Genomic DNA, 14,679 nt, shown 5'->3' with positions numbered 1-14,679 from the left:
GCTGAATCTGTGGACGATTTCCTCCACTGTGGTCTGAGCGGAGAAAAATAAAGCTGCGCAACGTGTTTCGTCTCCTCTAAAGTCGATCACATGTTTGAAATGCGGAGTTTTCGTTCCACCGCAGGCGAATCCGAAGAACTCGACCCGAGGAGCAGGCTGCAAACCCTGCGGCGACATGCGTCCTTCGACGAGCCGGCGGAGCGCGTCGGCCCGAACTACTCGGTGACGCCACCGGATACCGGATCCGGTTCGTCTTGGCGGCGGCTGGCGGAGAGATGGCTTCCCGAATCCCTGCTGAGGTCCAGAGCGGACCCCGGTCGGATCGGTGTGCTCGCGCTCGCCCTGGTGGCATTGGTGGTCCTGGTGGGTGTGGTGGTCGGGGCGTGGGCGAACCAGCCCGCGGCCGAACCCGTGCCACTACCCGTCTCGCCGCCACCGCCACCGGTCACCACCGCGGCGCCACCGGAACTCGTCGTCAGCGTCGTCGGCCGGGTCACTCGCCCGGGGCTGGTCACCGTGTCGCCGGGCGCTCGGGTGGCCGACGCCCTCGCGTCGGCCGGTGGCCCGCTACCCGACACCGATCTGACGGGTCTCAACCTGGCCCGCCGGCTGGTCGACGGCGAACAGCTCTACGTCGCCGTGCCGCCGCCACCGCAGGCGTCGTCCGCCCAGCCCGGAGGCGACGGCAAAGTCAACCTGAACACCGCAACGGAGGATCAACTCGATGAACTACCCGGCATCGGCGAGGTCACCGCCAAGCGGATCGTGCAGTGGCGGGCGGAACACGGCCGGTTCGACTCGGTGGAGCAGCTGCGTGAAGTTGGCGGCATCGGCGAATCCCGGTTCGCCCGGCTGCGGGAAGCGGTGCGGGTGTGATCGCAAGACTCGACCTGCGCCTGGTGCCGACCGCACTCGCGGTCTGGGTCGTGACGTTGACCGGATTGCTGGTGGGCTGGGTTCCGGCCGCAGTCTTGGCGTTGCTCTGTTCGTTGGCCGCGCCACTGGTGTGGCGGGCGGCGCCGACCGGGCCGGTTGCCAGGGGCACCCTCGCGGTCCTGCTGCTGGCGGGCGTTGCCGCGACCGGAATTGCGGTGCGCGCCCACGGCGTCGAGCACCACCCGGTGCGACTGGCAGCGGAGCACGGCGAGCGGGCAACACTGCGGGTCATGTTGACCAGCGCGCCAAGGCCGTTGCGCGGTGCGGCGTTCGGCGCCCGACGAGCGGCGGACAGGTCGTTGGTAAGCGCGGAGCTGCAGTCCGGTGAGCTCGCCGGGCGTCGAGTACGGGCAGGCGGAGCGGTGGTGCTGCTGGTGCCGACTGCAGGGTGGCGGGATCTCATTGCCGGGCAACAGGTGACCGCGACGGGAAAGCTCTCCCCGCCGCGTGCGGGCGAGCTCACGGTCGCCGCGCTCCAGGTTTTCGGCCAACCCGCCGATGTCGGGTCGGCTCCAGGCTGGCAGCGTGTCGCGGAAGACCTGCGGGAGGGACTGCGGCGGGTGTCGGCCGACGTGCTCAGCCCGGCCGCGGCGGGACTGCTGCCGGGGTTGGTGGTCGGCGACACCGGGGGACTGCCACCGGAGGTGGAGCAGAACTTCGAGACGGCCGGTCTGTCCCACCTGACGGCGGTTTCGGGGGCCAACCTCGCGATCGTGTGCGGCGCGGTGCTCGTGCTGCTGCACCTGGTCGGCGCGGGGCCGGTCATGTCGGCCGGCGGCGCGGGCGCGGCGCTCGTCGGTTTCGTCGTCCTGGCGGGGCCGGAACCGAGCGTGCTGCGCGCGGCGGTGATGGGTGCGATCACGCTGCTGGCGTTGGTGCTCGGCAGGCAGCGGTCGGCGTTGCCGGTGCTGTCCGCGAGTGTGATCGGTCTGCTGCTGCTCCAGCCCGACCTGGCGATGAGTGCGGGGTTCGCGCTGTCGGTGGCGGCCACCGCCGGGCTGGTGCTGTTGGCACCGGTGTGGTCGTCGGCATTGCGGACGAGAGGAGTGCCCATTGGATTAGCGGAAGCGATCGCCGTTCCGCTGGCGGCGCACGTCGTCACGGCCCCCCTGATCGCGGCGCTTTCCGGCGAGGTCAGTCTGGTGGCGGTACCGGCGAACATCCTGGCCGGGCCCGTTGTCGCGCCGGCGACGGTGTTCGGCGTGCTGGCCACCGTGGCCGCACCGGTTTCGACCTGGCTGGCCGGTGTGCTCGGCTGGCTGGCAGCGCCGGAGCTGGAGTGGATCATCCTGGTCGCGGACCGGGCTGCGGCGGTTCCCGGCGCGGCGTTCGACTGGCCATCCGGCACCGTCGGCGGGTTGCTGCTGGCGGCACTCGTGGTGGTCGGGCTGATCGGCATGCGCGGCAGACGGATTCGCTGGGCGGTTGCGGTCGTGGTGCTGCTCGCGGCGCTGGTGCTGGTACCGGTGCGCACCATGTTGCCGGGCTGGCCGGTGCCGGGTTGGAGCATGGTGGCCTGCGACGTCGGCCAGGGAGATGGGCTGGTGCTGGCCACCGGTGGCCCGGACGAGGCCGTGGTGGTCGACACCGGACCGGATCCGCAGCGGGCCGCGGAATGCCTGCAGCGGCTGGGCATTCGCCGGGTAGCGCTGGCGGTGCTCACCCACCTGCATGCCGACCACGTCAGCGGACTCGCCGCGTTGATGGGCAAGGTCCCCGTTGGCGCGGTCGCAATCGGCCCGCTGCGAGAACCGGCCTGGGCGATGGATGACGTGACCAGAGATGCCCGCGCACATCAGGTTCCTGTCGTGCCGCTGCTGTCCGGGCAGCGGGTGGTCTGGCCGGGACTGGTCCTCGACGTGCTCGGCCCAGATCCGGTGCTGGCCCGCGCGCAGACGGCCGACGACGCCAACGACGCGTCGATCGTGCTGCTCGCGACCACCCCGGCCGGGCGGGTCCTGCTCACCGGTGACGTCGAACTGCCCGGCCAGGGGCGGCTCATGTCGTCCGGTGCGGATCTGCGAGCCGACGTGCTCAAGGTGCCGCACCACGGATCCCGTTACACCACACCGCTTTTCCTGCGAGCAGTGCGTCCACGACTAGCCGTGATCAGTGTTGGAGACGGCAACACCTACGGCCACCCGAGCCCGTTCGTCGTCGACGACCTGACCCGCGCTGGCACGAAAGTGCTGCGCACCGACCAGGAAGGAGACATCGCCATCCTGCCCGGCCCGCAGGGGCCCCGCTACGTCGCCAGGGGAGGCCCATTGCGCGCGGGTGAGTCGTAGGACAGCCGCGGCCGCCCCGGAGCGTCCGAGGAGGTCCTTTGTAGACGAAAGCGCGGCGCCACCGTCGTGCGGTGACGCCGCGCGTCTCGAATCGGCTTGGTTCAGAGCCCCAGCGCCTGGTTGACCGCGTCGGTGGTCGGGGCGATCGTGGCCTTCGGGCCGATCTGGTCCTGCACCGCGTCCAGGGTCTTCAGCCCGTCACCCGTGATCAGCAGCACAGTCTCGGCGTCCGGGTCGATCTCGCCCGCTTCGATGAGCTTCTTCGCCGTGGCCACGGTGACCCCGCCGGCCGTCTCGGCGAAGATGCCCTCGGTGCGCGCCAGCAACCGGATGCCCTCGCGGACTTCGTCGTCGCTGACGTCTTCGATGGCGCCGCCGGTCTTGCGCACGATGTCCAGCACGTACGGGCCGTCGGCGGGGGCGCCGATGGACAGCGAACGGACGATGGTGTCCGGCCGCACCGGCTGGACCACGTCGTGGCCGTCCTTGTACGCCGTCGACACCGGGGAGCAGCCGGTTGCCTGCGCGCCGAAGATCCGCACCGGGCTCGGCTCCACCAGGCCGACCTGGCTGAGCTCGTTGAACCCCTTGTAGACCTTGGTCAGCTGCGAGCCGGAGGCGATCGGCACAACGATCTGCTCGGGGATGCGCCAGCCGAGCTGCTCGGCGACCTCGAAAGCCAGCGTCTTCGACCCCTCGGAGTAGTAGGGGCGCACGTTGACGTTGACGAACGCCCAGTCCTCGTGCTCCGCGGCGAGCTCGGTGGCCAGCCGGTTGACGTCGTCGTAGTTGCCGTCGACGGCCAGCAGCGACCCGTCGTAGACCGCGCTCATCAGGATCTTGGCGCGCTCCAGGGTCTTGGGCACCAGCACCACCGAGTCCCAGCCAGCGCGGGCCGCGGCGGCAGCCACCGCGTTGGCGAGGTTGCCGGTGGAGGGGCAGGCCAACACCTTGAAGCCGAACTCGCGGGCGGCGGCCAGCGCCACCGCGACGACGCGGTCCTTGAAGGAGTGGGTGGGGTTGCCGGTGTCGTCCTTGACCCAGATCCGCTTGACGCCCAGCGCCTTCGCGAGCTTGTCGGCCCGGACCAGCCGGGTACAGCCCGGCTCGGTGTTCGGGTGCTCTTCGACGTTGGTGGGAACCGGGAGGAGCTGCTTGTAGCGCCAGATGGAGCGCGGGCCGGATTCGATGTCCTCGCGGCGGATCTTGCCGAAGTCGTAGGCGACCTCTAGCGGGGAGAAGTCCTCCAGCGAGACGAACTCCGGGGCCAACGGCTGCCGGTGGCCCTCTTCCTTGGACACCAGTTCGACGGCGTTGCCCAGGTCGAAGGTCTTCTTCGGAGTCGTCTGGGCATGGGCAGCAGCAGTCATCGAGAGGTCCTCTCCTCATCTGTCCCGCGGACGGGTCGGAATTGGCACCGCTTTCGTCAGAGACCTCGCGGGTGAAAGCACGATTCGCTGACGAACGGTTGCCGGGGCTTCATCGGGCCGTTCCCTCTGCCCCTCTGGATGAGCTATTCAGTTGTGCCAGCAACGCTAGTGGACCGCGCCGGGGTCTGGCCAGCACGATCCAGATGGCGGGAACGTCACGGGTGCGTGCGACGATGCGTGCATGAGCGCACCGGCCGTGGTCCCTGATCCGCTGCAGTTGGTTCTCGGCGACGAAGAACTGCTGGTGGAACGCGCGGTTTGGGCCGCTGTCGGAGCCGCCCGCGCGGCCGATCCGGAAGCCGAGCTGCGTCGCGTGAAGGTGAGTGAACTCACTCCTCCGGAGCTGACCGAACTGCTCAGCCCATCGCTGTTCGCGGAGGGCCGGGTGCTGGCGGTGGAGTCCGCCCAGGACGCGGGCAAGGAGATCGCCGACGCGCTGCTGATGCACGCCAAGCAGCCGGCGGACGGGGTCATGCTCGTCGTCGTGCACACCGGCGGCGGCCGCTCGAAGCACGCCAAGGAACTACCCAATGCGCTGCGCAAACTAGGCGCGCGGGTCACCGAGTGCAACAAGATCACCAAGCCCGCCGAGCGGGAGGCGTTCGTCCGCGACGAGGTGCGCCGGGCCGGCGGCAAAACCGATGCCGCCGGGGTGGCTGCGCTGATCGAAACGGTCGGTTCCGACCTGCGGGAGCTGTCGGCCGCGGCGACGCAGCTGGTCGCCGACACCGGCGGCAAGGTCAACGAGACGGCCGTGCGCCGCTACCACCGCGGGCGAGCCGAGGTGACCGGGTTCGCGGTCGCGGAGAAGGCGGTGACGGGTGACCGCGCGGCTGCCCTGGAGGCCTTGCGGTGGGCTGTGCAGCTTGGCGTCCCGCACGTGCTGATCGCCGACGCGCTCGCGGACTCGGTCCGCACCATTGGCCGCGTCGCCGCCGCGGGCGGTCGAAACGACCCGTTCCGGCTGGCAGGCGAGCTGGGCATGCCCGCGTGGAAGGTGAAGAAGGCGCTGGCGCAGTCCCGGGGCTGGAACGCTTCGAGCCTCGCGCAGGCGCTCCAGGCGGTTGCAGAGGTCAACGCCGGGGTCAAGGGCATGGCCGCCGACGCCACCTACGCCTTGGAACGAACCGTCCTGCGCCTCGTGGAGCTCCGCAACCAGCGCTCGTGATCGCACCGGTTTCCACCGAAATCGCGAAAGGCCCCTTCCCCGCGCGGGGAAGGGGCCTTTCGAAGTTCAGACCTCAGCTCAGAGCTGGTTGGCGCGCTGCGCCAGCGCGGACTTCTTGTTCGCGGCCTGGTTCTTGTGGATGACGCCCTTGCTGGCGGCCTTGTCCAGCGCGCGGCTGGCGGCCTGCTGCAGCTCGATGGCCTTGTCCTTCTCGCCGGCGTCAGCCGCCTCGCGGAACTTGCGGATGGCGGTCTTGACCGCGGACTTCACGGCCTTGTTGCGCTGCCGGTTCTGCTCGTTGGTCTTGATCCGCTTCATCTGGGACTTGATGTTGGCCACTGTGGCGCCTCTTCCTCGTCTGTCGAATCGATCGTGCCGCGCTGTTGTCGGCGCTGCGCTCAGGCAGGTTTCCTCCACGGCGGAATGCCGCACGGCACGGTCGTCCATGTTAACAGCGCCGACCTGCGCAGATTTCGGGCGGGCGGTGCCGGGCTAGGGCGATCACATCGGGCCGGATCCGGCGTTTCCGAACCATAGGGTTCAAGGCTCGTGCTCGATGCGTTGAACTGGCCCGGATTCGCCGATCTGTGCCTCGCCGGACTGCTGTTTTTCTGCGGCGCCGCGCTCCTGGCCGGGGCTGTCGATGCGATCGTCGGCGGCGATGGCCTGAACCAGCTGCCCGTGATCCTTCTGCTCCTGCCCGGCGGCGAGGTGATCTACTCGCTGGCCACCAACAAGGTGGCGGCGATCGCCGGGACCGCCGCGGCCGCCCGCACCTACGCGAAGCGAACCCCGATCGACTGGCCGGCCGCGTTGTCGATGGCGATCGTCGTCCTGCTCGGATCGCTGGGCGGCGCAATACTGGCCGGTGCTCTTCGCTCGCAGTCACTCAGCGTCGTCGTGCTGGTCGCGTTGGGTCTCGTCGGTGTTCCCACCTGGCGCAAACCCGAATTGGGTTCGGCCGACTCGCCGCGTTTCCAGCGACGCGCACAGCTGCTGGTGATGCTGGCCGGTGGCGCCGTGATCCGTTTCTACGACGGGGTCGCAGGTCCCGGTACCGGCTCCTTCCTGACGTTCCTGCTCGTCGGCCTGGTCGGTTTCGCGTTCGTCACGGCTTCGGCGACAGCGAAGGTCGTCAACGTGGCCACGAACATCGGCGCGCTGGAGTTCTTCGTCCCGGCGGGCAAGGCCCTTTGGGGATCGGCGCTGGTGATGGCCGTGAGCAACATACCGGGCAGCGTCGTCGGCGCGATGATCGCCGCGAAGCGCGGCTCTGGTTTCGTCCGGCGGGTGTTCCTGACGGTGGTGGCCGGGCTCGTCGTCAGCCTCGGTTGGAAACTCGCGCAGGCGTCTAGCTAGAGCCTTGGTCACACATGAGCCGGGGATTCCCGGAGTCCTGACGTTCCGCTACCCGCACCGCAGTTCGGGGTGAGTCCGGGAACGGTCCCTCCGGATCCGCGATTCGCACGGAGTAACATCAACGCCCGGTTGTGCCTAGGGTTCCGCTCCCGCTCCGTCGCAGATCGTCACAACCAGGGGTGTGGGGGACTGGTCCGAGCGGCACCGGCGATCGCGGAAGGCGCGTGATCGCACATCTGACGGGACAAAAACCTGGAGGAACCCGGATGTCGCGCGCCTGCGCGGCACGGAGAGGGTTCGATGGGGCTGGCAGCCGTTCTTCTCGTCGCCACCGCCGCGTTCGCACACGCGGCGTGGAACTTCTTCGCCAAGCGCGCCGGGGCGGCCGGTGCGGGGTTCGTGTGGCTGACCGCGACGTGCAGTGCGGTGCTGTACCTACCGGTGATGGCCGCATCGCTGATCTGGAACGGGCTCCCGCCGCTGGGCGACTGGCTGTTGGGCGTGCTGGTGAGCGCGGTCGTGCACCTGGCGTACTTCCTGCTGCTGCAACGCGGTTACGCGGTCGGCGACATGTCGGTGGTGTATCCGCTGGCCCGTGGCACCGGCCCGATGCTGGCGATGCTCGTCGCGGTGCTGCTGCTGGGCGAACGCCCGGGCTGGCTCGGGATTCTGGGTGGTCTGCTGGTGGTCGCCGGGGTGTTCGTGATCGGACTGTCCGACGGGGTGCCGCGCTCCGGCGCGAGTCTTGCTGGTGTCGGTTTCGGCCTGGCGACGGGTGCGCTGATCGCGACCTACACGGTTTGGGACGCGCACGCCGTGACAGGGCTGGCGTTGTCGCCGCTGGCGTACGACTGGGCTAACAACCTCGCCCGCTCGATGCTGCTCGCCCCCTACGCGGTGAGCCGCCGAACCCGGGTCGTGGAGGCCTGGAAGTCGCACCGCCGCGAGATCCTGGCGGTGGCCCTGCTGTCACCGCTGGCATACATCCTCGTCCTGTTCGCGATGCAGCTCGCCCCGGTGAGCCTGGTCGCCCCGGCCCGTGAGCTCAGCATCGTCCTGGCGGGCCTCCTGGCCTGGCGACTCCTGGGCGAACCCCAGCCAACCCGCCGATTGACGGGAGCGGTGGTGGTCCTCGCCGGAATCGTCCTCCTCGGCATCGCCTGACCGCGTCGCCCGGCGGCTGGTTGTGGGCGCGGGTAGAAACGTGGCATGGAGATCTTGAACAGCCGGTTGATCCTTCGGCCGCGGGATTGGGAGCGGTCGTTGCGGTTCTACCGGGACGTGCTCGGGTTGGCCATCGCGCGGGAGTTCCCCGGCGGCACGGTTTTCTTCCTGGGGCAGGGTTTTCTGGAGATCTCCGGCCGGGGCGGGCCCGGGCCGAGCCCGGACCAGGTGCTCTGGCTGCAGGTGCGCGATGTGCGGGCGGAGTTCGAACGGTTGCGGCACCGCGGAGTGACGGTGCTTGCCGAGCCCGAGCGGCAGCCGTGGGGGCTCGACGAGGGCTGGGTGGCGGACCCCGACGGCATGCGCATCGTTCTGGTCGAGATCCCCGCCGACCATCCGATCCGGGTCGACGTCCGCAAGCCCTGATGCGGTCGCGGGGTGCGCCGGACTACGACGGCTTGATGGCTCGGGTTTGGGCCTGGGTGGTGCCGTAGTCCGGTTTCCAGGCCCACGTCTGCACGTCGGTGAACCCGGCCGCCTGGACGTCGGAGTGGAGTCTGGGGCGTCCGCCCGGCAACCAGCGTTCGTGGGCCGACACCAGCAAGACACCGCCTGGCCGCAGCACTCGGTGCAGCTCGGCAAGCGCTGCGGTGCGGTCCGGCCACAGCTGGACGTTGTTCACGCTCAGCGCCGCGCCGAACGCAGCGTCCGGCAGCCCGGTCGCGTCGGCGGTGCCGTCCTGAACAGCGACGTTGCGCAGCCTCGCGCATCTGCGGGCGGCCGCCTGCCGCATGCGCGCAGACGGTTCGACCGCGACTACGTGCGCCGCCTGTTCGGCGGCCGCCTGCAACCCCACGCCCGGCCCGGGGCCGATCACCAGCACTTCTTCCGCGCCGGTCAGCCGGGCCAACCGCACGACCTGCTGCTCTGCCGCCGCATTGCTGCGCGCCATCAGCGCGCCGCCCACGGCGCCCAGGATTCCGGTGGGGTGACCGAAAGCACGGTCCAGGGCGAAACCGGCGAAACCACTCATAGGACCAGCTCAGCAGCCCGAAGCGGGTGGTCGCATCGGGGATGACCCGGAGTTGGGCGCTGGGTACCAGGCGTGTCATGGGACGATGGGGTGAACCCCGCACCAGTCGACATCCGCGAGGAACACTGAGTGAGCAGTTTCGCCGACACCACGTTCACGCCCCCGGAGCGAATCCGGAACTTCTGCATCATCGCGCACATCGACCACGGCAAGTCGACGCTGGCCGACCGCATGCTGCAGCTGACCGGCGTGCTGGAGGAACGCGCGTACCGGGCCCAGTATCTCGACCGGATGGACATCGAGCGGGAACGCGGCATCACGATCAAGGCGCAGAACGTGCGCCTACCGTGGACCTCCGACGGCGTCGACCACGTGCTGCACATGATCGACACCCCCGGTCACGTCGACTTCACCTACGAGGTCAGCCGGTCGCTGGCGGCGTGCGAGGGCGCGGTGCTGCTGGTCGACGCCGCGCAGGGCATCGAGGCGCAGACGCTGGCGAACCTGTACCTCGCGATGGAGCACGACCTGCAGATCATCCCTGTGCTCAACAAGATCGACCTGCCGGCGGCTGAACCGGACAAGTACGCCGCCGAGCTGGCGCACATCATCGGTTGCGAGCCGGAGGACGTGCTGCGGGTGTCGGCGAAGACTGGTGAGGGCGTCGCATCCGTGCTGGACGAGGTGGTCCGGCAGATCCCTGCGCCGCAGGGCGTTGCCGACGCGCCGCCCCGCGCGATGATCTTCGACTCCGTCTACGACACCTACCGCGGTGTGGTCACCTACATCCGGGTCGTCGATGGCAGGATCACGCCGCGGCAGCGAATCCGGATGATGTCCACCGGCGCGACCCACGAGCTGCTGGAAGTCGGCATCATCTCGCCGGAACCGAAGCCTTCGGCGGGGCTCGGCGTCGGCGAGGTCGGCTACCTGATCACCGGGGTGAAGGACGTCCGCCAGTCCAAGGTCGGCGACACGATCACCGCCGACCGCAAGGGCGCTGAAGAGCCGCTCAGCGGCTACCGCGAGCCGAAGCCGATGGTGTACTCCGGGCTCTACCCGATGGACGGCACGGACTACCCGCTGCTGCGCGAGGCGCTGGACAAGCTGCAGCTCAACGACGCGGCGCTGACCTACGAGCCGGAGACTTCCGGGGCGCTGGGCTTCGGTTTCCGCTGCGGATTCCTCGGGCTGCTGCACCTGGAGATCACCCGTGACCGGCTGGAGCGCGAGTTCAACCTGAACTTGATCTCCACCGCGCCGAACGTGGTCTACGAGGTGCAGATGGAGGACGGTTCGGAGCTGGTGGTGACCAATCCGTCCGACTGGCCCGAGGGCAAGATCAAGGACGTCCTCGAACCGGTCGCGAGGTGCACGATCATCGCGCCGTCGGAGTTCGTGGGCACGATCATGGAGCTGTGCCAGAGCCGGCGCGGGCAGTTGTCGGGCATGGACTACCTGTCGGAGAGCCGGGTCGAGCTGCGCTACACGCTGCCGCTGGCGGAGATCGTCTTCGACTTCTTCGACCAGTTGAAGTCCCGGACCCGCGGTTACGCCTCGATGGACTACGAGGAGTCCGGCATGCAGGCGTCGAACCTCGTGAAGGTCGACATCCTGCTGCAGGGCGAACCGGTGGACGCGTTCAGCGCGATCGTGCACCGCGATGCCGCCTACGCCTACGGCACGAAGATGGCTTCGAAGCTGCGCGAGCTGATCCCGCGGCAGCAGTTCGAGGTGCCGATCCAGGCGGCGATCGGGTCCAGGATCATCGCCCGCGAGACGATTCGCGCGATCCGCAAGGACGTGCTCGCCAAGTGCTACGGCGGTGACATCAGCCGGAAGCGGAAGCTGCTGGAGAAGCAGAAGGAAGGCAAGAAGCGGATGAAGACCATCGGCCGGGTAGAGGTTCCGCAGGAAGCCTTCGTCGCCGCGCTGTCCACCGATGAAGCCAAGGACGACAAGGCCAAGGGCAAGAAGTAGCTGGGATGGTCCGGCATCGGCGGTCGCCGGTGCCGGATCTTCCTCAGTGGACTTCGGTGGCGAGCGGGCGGAGCAGAGCGAGTCGGCTGGCGGTGCGTTCGATATCAGTGCCGTTCGCCAAGGTGTCGGCGATGCTGTTGTCGGCGAGCACGTGCGTGGCGATGTCCTTGTCGCACAACACGTCTACGACGTTGGCGAAGCGTTGCGGCATCCGCTCGTGCGAGAACGTCGGCGTGCGAGATCACCCCACGACTCTGTGCGAAGCCCTGCGCCACACCGCTTGAGGCACGATTTTCACTGCTTGAGGCTCGTGAGTGCTTTCACGGTGTGGCGTTGCGCTGGAGCCGCTCGCTGAAGCGCCGAGGCTCTTCACACGCCCTCGCGGGGCCCGGGTGCCCCGAGCTATCCAGGGCGCTGCCGAGGCCGGGCGTGAGGTGAACGGTCCGTTTGTGCCGTCTATCGGGGTGGACGGTCCGTTCGCTTCACGTCAATGGTCTGGTGGGTGGGGTTGGGTGGGTGAGGTGAACGGCCCGTTTGTGCCGTCTATCGGAGTGGACGGTCCGTTCGCTTCACGCCAGCGACGCGCAGGTGCACCACCACTGCGCAACGGGTCCCAAACAGCCCGCTGCAACTCCCTGAAGTGCTCAAGGCGCTTGATCAGTGTCGACGGCGTTGATGATGGCTCGGGTGGCGGCTTTGGTCCCGCCCTTGGGACGGCAGTTCGGAAGTAGGCGGATCTGCCCGTCGGCATATGCCCGGGTGACGGCGTCCTTGATGCGCACTGCCGTCGCGTGGTCGCCGAGGTGTTCCAGCATGAGGGCGGCCGCGAGGATTTGGGAGGTCGGGTTCGCCTCGTCGCGTCCGGCGATTGCGGGAGCGCTGCCGTGGATGGGTTCGAAGTAGGCGGCGTGGTCGCCGATGTTGCCGGCCGGGCACATGCCGAGTCCGCCGATGGTGGCCGCGCCGACGTCGCTGAGGATGTCGCCGAGGAAGTTCTCCATGACGAGCACATCGAAATGCCCGGGATCAGCGACGAGGTCGTGCCCGGCGGCGTCGGCGTAGCGGTAGTCGCGTTGGACGTCGGGGTATTCGTCGGCGATCTCGTCGAAGATCGCCCGGAAGAACGCGAAGCTGCGCAGCACGTTGCTCTTGTCCACGCAGGTAACGCGGCGGACACCATCAGCGGGCGCGCCGCTGCGGCGGCGGGCGAGCTCGAACGCGAAGCGGACCACGCGCTCGGTGCCCTCGCGGGTCATGAGCATCTGGTCGGCGACGGCCCGGTCGTTCCCGACCCCTCGCCCGCGCGAGAGGTAAAGCCCTTCGGTGTTCTCGCGCACGATCACGTAGTCGATGCCCGTTTCGGTGCTGCGCAGCGGCGTGACCGTCCCGCGGAGCAAGGCGATCGGGCGGACGTTGGCGTAGGTGTCCAGCCCGCCGCGCAGGATGCCGCCGAGGATTCCGGCTTCGGTGCCGTCGGGGTGGCGGACGTCGGGCAGGCCGACGGGTCCTTTGAGGACACCGTCGTAGGCGGTGCGGATTCGCTCCAGCGACTCCGGGCTCAAGGCGGCACCGGTCCGCCGGAAGGTGTCGGCGCCACCGTCTTCGGTGGTGAAGTGGAGGTCGGCCGAGGCCGCTTGCAGCACTTCGACGGCGCTGTCGACGAGTTCGGGGCCGATGCCGTCGCCGGGGATCAGGCCGATCGAGATCCTTGGCCGGGAGCCCACGTCGTTCTCCTTCGGTAGTGGGTCGGGCGCCGAGTCCGCGCTGCCATTGATCAGCCCTGGTGTGCTTCGACGAACGCGTACACGTCGGCCTCGTCCACGCCGGGGAAGGTGTCCGACGGTAGTGCGGCGAGCACGTGCGAGTGGGCTCGGGCCGACGGCCACACCATGCCTTCCCAGCGGCTCGCGAGATCCGCGGGCGGGCGCTGGCAGCATTCGCCGTTCGGGCACTTCGACTTGGAGTGGTTGTTGGTGTCCCGGCCCCGGAACCACCGCGACTCCGTGTAGGGCACGCCTAGGGTGATCGCGAAATCCCGCCCGCGGCTGGGGTCGACGTGCGCGACGCACCAGTGCGTGGCGCCGGGTTTGTCGGTGTACTGGTAGTAGGTCGAGTAGCGGTCCGGGGATGCGAACACCTGGCGTCCCGCCCAGTACCGGCACATCCGCTGCCCCTCGATGGCGCCGGTCGGGTCGGTGGGGAAGACCAGCCCGTCGTTCTCGTACGCCTTGTAGATGATGCCGGTCTCGTCGTTGCGCACGAAGTGGCAGACGAGGTCCAGGTACTGGGTGGCGAGGTTGGTGAACCGGTGCGCGGCCATCTCGTAGGACACGGAGAACACGTCGCGCAGGTCCTCGACGGCGAGGTCGCGCTCGGCCTTCGCGTCCTGCAGGAACGGCACGGCCGTCTGTTCGGGCACCAGGACCGCGGCGGCGAAGTAGTTCGCCTCGACGCGCTGCCGGAGGAAGTCGGCGAAGTCGCGGGGCTGGCGGTGGCCGAGGCTGAGGTGTCCGAGGGTCTGCAGCAGGATGGTCCGCGGGCTGTGCATGCCCAGCGATTCGCGGCGCAGGAAGATCCGCCGGTTCTTCAGGTCGGTCACCGAGCGCACCGAGCGGGGCAGGTCGGTGACGAACCGCAGCCCGTAGCCGAGGTGCGTGGCGATGGACTGGATCAGTCCTTCGGACAGCGGGCCGCCGTGGTAGCCGGCCTTGTCGAGGATGCCGGCAGCAGACTTCTCGATCTCGGGGAAGTAGTTGCCGTGCTCGCGCATCATGCCGCGCAGCTCAGCGTTGGCCTTGCGGGCCTCTTCGGGGGTGGCGACCTGCTTAGTCTCGCGGCGCTTGAGTTCTTCGTAGAGCGCGAGGACGTGTTCCAGGGCTTCGGTGGGGACGCGTTTGCCGACCCTCAGGGGCGGCACGCCCAGCCGTTGGTAGATCGGGTCGAGCTGGGCCTTCTCCACGGCGATCTCCAGCTCGGCGCGCCGGTTCGGCGGCTTCTTGGACAGCAGGTCGTCGACGGAGCTGCCCAGCGCATCCGCTAGTGCGCGCAGCAACGACAGCTTCGGCTCGCGGTGGCCGTTCTCCAGCAGTGACAGCTGCGACGGCGCGCGCCCGACCCGTTCGCCCAGTTCCACGAGGGTGAGCCCGGCTGCCCTGCGCAAGTGCCGCAGCCGCTGACCGAAGACCAGAAGGTCGTGTTCTGTTGAAAAACTACGGTCTTCTTCTGTAGCGAACTCCGTCATGACATTGATGTTAGCAGAAAAAATGCGAAAATTACCTCGAAATTCTGGTCGTGTTTCGCTGGATCGGGGTCAAGACTGGG

At 68.7% G+C, this 14,679-nt stretch carries 13 protein-coding genes and 1 riboswitch; of the genes, 7 read left to right on the top strand and 6 right to left on the bottom strand.

Features of this window, described 5'->3' with window-relative positions; genetic code table 11:
* Positions 1-99 precede the first annotated feature (99 nt).
* Complete coding sequence (locus SSPN_RS43825; RefSeq protein WP_010695751.1) at positions 100-876, top strand: ComEA family DNA-binding protein; 777 nt, start codon at positions 100-102, stop codon at positions 874-876.
* Positions 873-3,224, top strand: a complete 2,352-nt coding sequence (locus SSPN_RS0114525) for a ComEC/Rec2 family competence protein (RefSeq protein WP_010695750.1) — start codon at positions 873-875, stop codon at positions 3,222-3,224. The genes SSPN_RS43825 and SSPN_RS0114525 overlap by 4 nt, the downstream gene beginning before the upstream one ends.
* A gap of 101 nt (positions 3,225-3,325) precedes the next feature.
* Here SSPN_RS0114525 and thrC read toward each other — a convergent pair whose 3' ends face one another.
* A complete protein-coding gene (thrC, locus tag SSPN_RS0114520) occupies positions 3,326-4,594 on the bottom strand; it encodes a threonine synthase (RefSeq protein ID WP_010695748.1) in 1,269 nt (422 codons plus the stop codon).
* A 12-nt stretch (positions 4,595-4,606) separates the two neighbouring features.
* Positions 4,607-4,739, bottom strand: a riboswitch (SAM riboswitch).
* 96 nt (positions 4,740-4,835) lie between these two features.
* Between thrC and holA the strand changes: the two genes are divergently transcribed.
* Positions 4,836-5,822, top strand: a complete 987-nt coding sequence (holA, locus tag SSPN_RS0114515; protein ID WP_010695746.1) for a DNA polymerase III subunit delta — start codon at positions 4,836-4,838, stop codon at positions 5,820-5,822.
* Positions 5,823-5,900: 78 nt separating this feature from the next.
* On the opposite strand, the gene rpsT is transcribed toward holA, so the two are convergent.
* Positions 5,901-6,161 (bottom strand): 30S ribosomal protein S20, encoded by a 261-nt coding sequence (gene rpsT, locus SSPN_RS0114510; protein WP_010695744.1) that lies wholly within the window; start codon positions 6,159-6,161, stop codon positions 5,901-5,903.
* A gap of 210 nt (positions 6,162-6,371) precedes the next feature.
* On the opposite strand from rpsT, the gene SSPN_RS0114505 reads away from it, so the two are divergent.
* From SSPN_RS0114505 to SSPN_RS0114495, 3 genes are all read left to right on the top strand, one after another.
* Entirely contained in the window at positions 6,372-7,181 is an 810-nt protein-coding gene (locus SSPN_RS0114505) for a TSUP family transporter (RefSeq protein ID WP_010695742.1), read from the top strand.
* Between the two features lie 300 nt (positions 7,182-7,481).
* Entirely contained in the window at positions 7,482-8,345 is an 864-nt protein-coding gene (locus tag SSPN_RS0114500) for a DMT family transporter (protein ID WP_010695740.1), read from the top strand.
* 45 nt (positions 8,346-8,390) lie between these two features.
* Positions 8,391-8,771, top strand: coding sequence for a VOC family protein (locus SSPN_RS0114495; RefSeq protein WP_010695739.1), 381 nt, complete (start codon positions 8,391-8,393; stop codon positions 8,769-8,771).
* 22 nt (positions 8,772-8,793) lie between these two features.
* Here the strand turns inward: SSPN_RS0114495 and SSPN_RS0114490 are convergent, their stop codons facing one another.
* A complete protein-coding gene (locus SSPN_RS0114490; RefSeq protein WP_010695738.1) occupies positions 8,794-9,378 on the bottom strand; it encodes a class I SAM-dependent methyltransferase in 585 nt (194 codons plus the stop codon).
* 129 nt (positions 9,379-9,507) lie between these two features.
* Here SSPN_RS0114490 and lepA point away from each other — a divergent pair, with 129 nt between their 5' ends.
* A complete protein-coding gene (lepA, locus tag SSPN_RS0114485; protein WP_010695737.1) occupies positions 9,508-11,358 on the top strand; it encodes a translation elongation factor 4 in 1,851 nt (616 codons plus the stop codon).
* Between the two features lie 43 nt (positions 11,359-11,401).
* Here lepA and SSPN_RS54690 read toward each other — a convergent pair whose 3' ends face one another.
* The 3 genes from SSPN_RS54690 to SSPN_RS0114470 all read right to left on the bottom strand — a co-directional run bounded on the left by SSPN_RS54690 (position 11,402) and on the right by SSPN_RS0114470 (position 14,599).
* Positions 11,402-11,569, bottom strand: a complete 168-nt coding sequence (locus SSPN_RS54690; RefSeq protein ID WP_010695736.1) for a cell division protein ZapE — start codon at positions 11,567-11,569, stop codon at positions 11,402-11,404.
* 433 nt (positions 11,570-12,002) lie between these two features.
* Positions 12,003-13,082 (bottom strand): isocitrate/isopropylmalate dehydrogenase family protein, encoded by a 1,080-nt coding sequence (locus tag SSPN_RS0114475; RefSeq protein ID WP_010695735.1) that lies wholly within the window; start codon positions 13,080-13,082, stop codon positions 12,003-12,005.
* A gap of 50 nt (positions 13,083-13,132) precedes the next feature.
* Entirely contained in the window at positions 13,133-14,599 is a 1,467-nt protein-coding gene (locus tag SSPN_RS0114470; RefSeq protein ID WP_010695734.1) for a helix-turn-helix transcriptional regulator, read from the bottom strand.
* Positions 14,600-14,679 lie beyond the last annotated feature (80 nt).

Origin of the sequence: Saccharopolyspora spinosa NRRL 18395 (assembly GCF_000194155.1) — a bacterium.
In the GTDB taxonomy this organism is placed as follows: domain Bacteria; phylum Actinomycetota; class Actinomycetes; order Mycobacteriales; family Pseudonocardiaceae; genus Saccharopolyspora; species Saccharopolyspora spinosa.
This window is presented reverse-complemented; position numbering and strand designations above follow the sequence as displayed.